Source organism: Spongiactinospora gelatinilytica, assembly GCF_003236385.1.
Lineage (GTDB): Bacteria > Actinomycetota > Actinomycetes > Streptosporangiales > Streptosporangiaceae > Spongiactinospora > Spongiactinospora gelatinilytica.
In genome coordinates this window covers 1-889 of the sequence record NZ_POUA01000780.1, presented here as the reverse complement: position 1 = coordinate 889, position 889 = coordinate 1, and the positions used below count along the sequence as shown (strand labels likewise).

Sequence of the window (889 nt, the reverse complement as noted above, 5' to 3'; positions counted from 1 at the left end):
ACCATGGACGTCCTCACCCTGGACCTCACACCCCCATGACCTCTCCCCCGACGGACGAACGGATACCGCGACGAGCCTCCAACGTTCAAGGTCCGCACGGGCCGGACGGAGACACCCACCGCAGACCGGAAGACCAGTTCCTTCTGGCAAAGTGCGTCTACCGCGACGTGCGGAAATCTCAACCACCGAGATCGGACGGGCCTCGCCTGCGGACCGCCAGGAGGATGAGCAAGCCACCTCAAGGGGCGCACTCGAGGGTGTCCAGGCAAGGGTCCCTGGCACCGGTGGGCTGCGGCGGGGCCTGCGGTGGGGTCAGTCGAGTTCTTCGGGGAGGTCTGTGGAGTCGAGGCCGTCGGCTTCGAGGGCCTCGCGGATGATGCGGAAGGCCAGGCCGGAGGAGTATCCCTTGCGGGCCAGCATGCCGGCGAGGCGGCGGGTGCGGACCGGGCCGGGGAGGCCGCGGGTGGACGGGAGCTTGCGGGCCACGAGGCGGCGAGCGGTCTCGGCCTCCTCTTCGGAGTCGAGGCGATCGACCGCGTCGCGAACAGTGTCGTCATCGACGCCGCGCCGCCGTAGCTCGGCCGCCAAGGCCCGCCGGGCCAGCCCGCGACCTGCGTGGCGGGAGGTGACCCAGGCGTCGGCGAACGCCTTGTCGTCGATCAATCCCACTTCGGAGAAGCGGGCGAGCACGGCGTCGGCCGCCGCCTGCGGGACCTCGCGCCGGCGCAGTGCGTCGGCGAGCTGTGCCCGAGTACGTGGCGCCATGGTCAGCAGCCGTAGGCAGATCGACCGCGCCACCGCCTCCGGATCTGCATCCGGGCCCTCACTGGCCGGCGACCCCGGCACCGGCCCTTCCGGATCGGCCCCCGGCCCACCACCGGCCGAGGAT

General features: G+C 71.8%; 1 protein-coding gene. It reads right to left on the bottom strand.

Annotated features, from left to right (window positions below):
• Positions 1 to 312: 312 nt before the first annotated feature.
• A partial coding sequence (recX, locus tag C1I98_RS39365; protein ID WP_438672143.1) for a recombination regulator RecX occupies positions 313 to 889 on the bottom strand: 577 nt, incomplete at its 5' end.